The sequence below is a fragment of the Candidatus Neomarinimicrobiota bacterium genome, from assembly GCA_036476315.1.
Classification (GTDB): Bacteria; Fidelibacterota; Marinisomatia; order Marinisomatales; family S15-B10; genus JAZGBI01.
Window position 1 is genome coordinate 1 of record JAZGBI010000072.1, and the last position, 3965, is coordinate 3965.

The window sequence follows — 3965 nt, forward strand, 5'->3', positions numbered from 1 at the left end:
TTTGGAAAGATCCACCCACGGTATGGATCTCCATATGTCGCGATTTTCGTGCAGTCCCTGATCGCTTCCTTGTTCATTGCCATGAGTTTCATCGGGGCAACGGTCACTGAGGCCTATCTCATCCTGCTTGATACGACTCTCCTCATATACTTTGTTCCCTATGGATATATGTTCCTCTCCTATGCCGTATTGCGTTCCAGGAATCGTGGCACTGAAGGTGGGTTCAAAATGCCCAGGAGTAATCTCCTGGCGTATTTCATCGCCGCCTCCGGGTTCGCAACGACACTGCTCGCCATCATAATAACGCTGATCCCCCCCCGGGAGGCGGGCCATGTCTTACTCTACGAAATCAAAGTAGTTGGGGGATTCTTGCTGTTCGTTCTGGGGGGCGGACTGGTTTTCAGATTCGCGCCCCCAAAGGCGTGAGGATCAACTCACATTCCATGGACTCCGCGCTTTGCCGATTATCAAGAACACCGCCCGCCCAGCTTACCCCGTCGTCTCCTCGGGAATAATGATCCAGGCGGCTATGTACAAGATTAGTCCGGCTCCCCCCCAAAAGCAGAGAATAACGAAGATCAGGCGGATCAATACCGGGTCGACTTCGAAATAGTCGCCAAGACCGGCACAAACACCTGCCAGTTTTGCCCCAGTTTTGTTACGGTGCACTCTTTTCACGGTGCAAAAGGAACAACAGTGGGGCGGAAAAAACAATAGGAATCGACGGAATTCCAAGCATATAGAAATTTGTGGTTCTGTGATAGCCGCTTTGTTAGTGGGTTTCAATTTCTCCGGAGAACAGAAACTGTTTTTTCCTGTCCTTTTCTTTCGTTCAGCTCAAACCGTACGAGGCTGAATATTTCTAATGCGACAAGAATAGAACCGGAGTATCGTTCTTGGTGCCGATAAATCGGCACCACGGGTGGCCTTAAAACAATTCGGCCACGATAGAGGCTTGGCAAGGGCGAGGATCATCTCAAGATCCTTCGGAGAATCCATGACTGTCTGAGGCCGCCAACAGGCGGACGAGTTTCATGGATTCCCGAGACCGAAGACAAGCCAAGCTGAATTGTTTTCCGGCCGAGCTTCTTTTTGGTACTTTTCTTGCGACCAAGAAAAGTATGGAGGAAACTATAGCCTAGATAATCCAGCAATGACAACGTCTGGAGAAAGATTGTGCTAGCAAACGAAGTTCCTGAGGCGGTATTCAGATTGGACAGTCACCACAATAATCTACATGCTTCTGAGGGAATTGTGGCTTATGCATACGATTGTATGGTTCTCCACGCCTTTTCCACGTGGTGGTATTCTGTTTGCGTCTGTCCTACGCAGAATCTGAGGGTGAATTTGTCGTGCATACGGGTATGTGTCATGTACAACTCCCCGCTGCGATTGACGGATTCCAGCAGCCGCTGGTTTATCTCATCACCTTTTCTGTGACGGAAACAGACCAAATTCAGTGGTGGTGGAACCGCCAGCTCGAATCGTGGATCCTCCTCTATCCACGAGGCGAATTCCTGGGCAAGTTCAACATGTTGCCGAATGTGATGCCGCAATCCTTCCACTCCGTAGTGACGGATGACGAACCAGAGCTTCAGAGCCCGAAACCTTCTCCCCAGCGGGATATGCCAATCGCGATAGTCGATCACCGCTCCCGATTCACTTGCCCCATCGCGAAGGTATTCCGGTTGAACGCTCAGCGTCTTTATCAAATGATCGCGGTTTGCCACATAGAAGCAGTCACAATCGAAGTTCGTAAACATCCACTTGTGTGGATTGAAACAGTAGCTGTCTGCAAACTCCACTCCGTCCTGTATCCACCGAAACTCAGGGCATAAGGCCGCCGTCCCTGACATGGCAGCATCCACATGAAGCCAGACCCTTTCGTCGCGGCATATCTTTCCGATCTCACGAAGAGGATCCATAGCGTTGGATGATGTTGTGCCCAAGGTAGCACAGACAAAGGAGGGTATCAGGCCCGCGTCGCGGTCCTTTGTCATTGTATCGGCGAGAGCCTGCGGTTCCATCGCGAAATTCCCGTCAACAGGTATGAACCGAATGTTTTCTTTCCCGAGTCCCGCTATCCTGACGGCCTTTTCGATAGACGAATGAGCCTCGGCGGACGCGTAGGCCACAAGATTCCCTTTGTATCCACTTCTGTTACTCTTGAAGTTCGTGGCACGTTCCCGGGCTGCGAGAAGAGCACAAAGAGAGGCACTCGAAGCAGTATCCTGTATCACTCCCCCCCCCTTCCCCGTCGATTTGAACTTATCCGGCAGGGAAAGCATCTCCGCCAGCCAATCCAGGACGTGCGTCTCCAGCTCAGTACAGGCCGGGCTTGTGGACCAAAGCATTCCCTGCACACCCAGCCCGGCAGACAGCATCTCCCCCAGAATTGCCGGCCCGGATACGTTGGCTGGAAAGAAAGCGAAGAAGTTTGGGGATTGCCAGTGAGTGAGACCAGGCAAAATCAACTTCTCCATGTCCTCGAGAATGGTCTTGAATTGTTCCCCGTGATGAGGCGGTTTTACTGGTAGGGAAGCCCGGACTTCCCCCGGTTCCAGCCGCGAAAGCACCGGAAAGGATTCGACGCGTTTGTGATAATCACCAATCCAATCGACGACTAGCCGTCCGTTCTTCAGGAATTCCTCTGAAGGCATGTGAAAACTTTTATCCCTACTCATCTCTCCTCCATGGTTCCAGGACAATCAAAGATATTCCCAACGATCGATCCTGTACCACCGTTTCCGGCGGTTCTTTTGTTGAAACAACCGTTCGCGACACAAAAAAATGCCATCCCGACCGGCCAGGATGGCATTATTACGTTTTTCGAGGAAGATGGACGCTACTTCAAACCGGATGTATCCTGCGCCACAGTGTCTTCAGGTGCCGCCTCCGGGGGTGCCACCTCTTCTTCAGTCCCTAAATCCGGGACTTCCTCCTCAGTTTCTGGGGCCTCTGGCACTTCTTCAGGTTCTTCGGGGACCCCCATTTCTTCCTCCGTCACGGTCTCTTCAGGCTCAGCTTCAGGTTCAGGAGCGGCTTCCAAAGGTCCAAAGTTAAAATCAGCACTCCCTATCTCTGTTCCAGCTGCGTCGAGTACGGTGACGTTCCATGACCCGGTCCATTCAGGCTGAAACTTGCTCCACGTTCGCCAGCGGGACGAAGTACCCACGTTCATTTCGACACGCGTCTTCTCCTCACCCTCATGACTCCATACATGGGTAATCGTTGTTTTGGGTCCAGGATTCGCGACAGCCGTGAAACAGTAGACTTTTTCCACACCCGCCTCAAATTCGGTGCCCGGATTCACCGGGGTACGATCCACTACGTCTTCACAGAAGACCATCTCTTCGATACTGACCGCCTCCTGTGCCGTGAGTTCATTCTGAAACGGGAACACCCAGAAAAGAAACGTACCCAAGAATATGCCAATCCAGGACAGTTTATGTTTCATTTTTATGCCCTCCCTGTTACCCTTAATGTATGAGAACGTGGCGTATTTGTCAAAATATAAGTGACGAATTAGTCTGGATAAAAAAATGGACAATTGCATCGAGTTTACAGCATGGTTACTGAAACAGGCGTCTGCCCAGGGCCATACCCACCGTGGTCACAACCAGCAAGATGGCTACCCATTTCGCGCCGGTCGTAATCCTGTTTTGAAGGGCTTGCATTTCTGCCAGCTGTTCCTGGGAGGGAGGACCTTCTGCCTTTTGCATTTCCCCTCCAAGTGCGGCGATCTTTTTGGCGCTTGGCCGCTGAACCATTTGTCCTATCAAGAGGGCAGCGATGGCTGCCGATCCCCCAATCGTCGTAGCCAGCCCCTTCTGCGATAAGATCCACTCCATATCCAGGTAACCAGAAAACTCCCAGTACATGTACAATCCCGAAAGAACAGCAAGAAGGGTAGGTAGTACACGGGGACATTTGCGACCTCATCCCTAGCGATCTCGAACATCTCC

At 51.6% G+C, this 3965-nt stretch carries 5 protein-coding genes; 1 reads left to right on the forward strand and 4 read right to left on the reverse strand.

Going from position 1 to position 3965, the window contains the following annotated elements:
* On the forward strand, window positions 1-426 hold a 426-nt coding region (locus V3U24_07015; GenBank protein MEE9167193.1), incomplete at its 5' end, for an amino acid permease.
* Between the two features lie 63 nt (window positions 427-489).
* Here V3U24_07015 and V3U24_07020 read toward each other — a convergent pair.
* From V3U24_07020 to V3U24_07035, 4 genes are all read right to left on the reverse strand, one after another.
* Entirely contained in the window at window positions 490-669 is a 180-nt protein-coding gene (locus V3U24_07020; GenBank protein MEE9167194.1) for a PspC domain-containing protein, read from the reverse strand.
* A 590-nt stretch (window positions 670-1259) separates the two neighbouring features.
* Complete coding sequence (locus tag V3U24_07025; GenBank protein MEE9167195.1) at window positions 1260-2684, reverse strand: aminotransferase class V-fold PLP-dependent enzyme; 1425 nt, start codon at window positions 2682-2684, stop codon at window positions 1260-1262.
* A gap of 161 nt (window positions 2685-2845) precedes the next feature.
* On the reverse strand, window positions 2846-3457 hold the full coding sequence (locus V3U24_07030) for a DUF2914 domain-containing protein (protein MEE9167196.1): 612 nt from the start codon (window positions 3455-3457) through the stop codon (window positions 2846-2848).
* 115 nt (window positions 3458-3572) lie between these two features.
* Complete coding sequence (locus tag V3U24_07035; protein ID MEE9167197.1) at window positions 3573-3851, reverse strand: hypothetical protein; 279 nt, start codon at window positions 3849-3851, stop codon at window positions 3573-3575.
* Window positions 3852-3965: the final 114 nt, after the last annotated feature.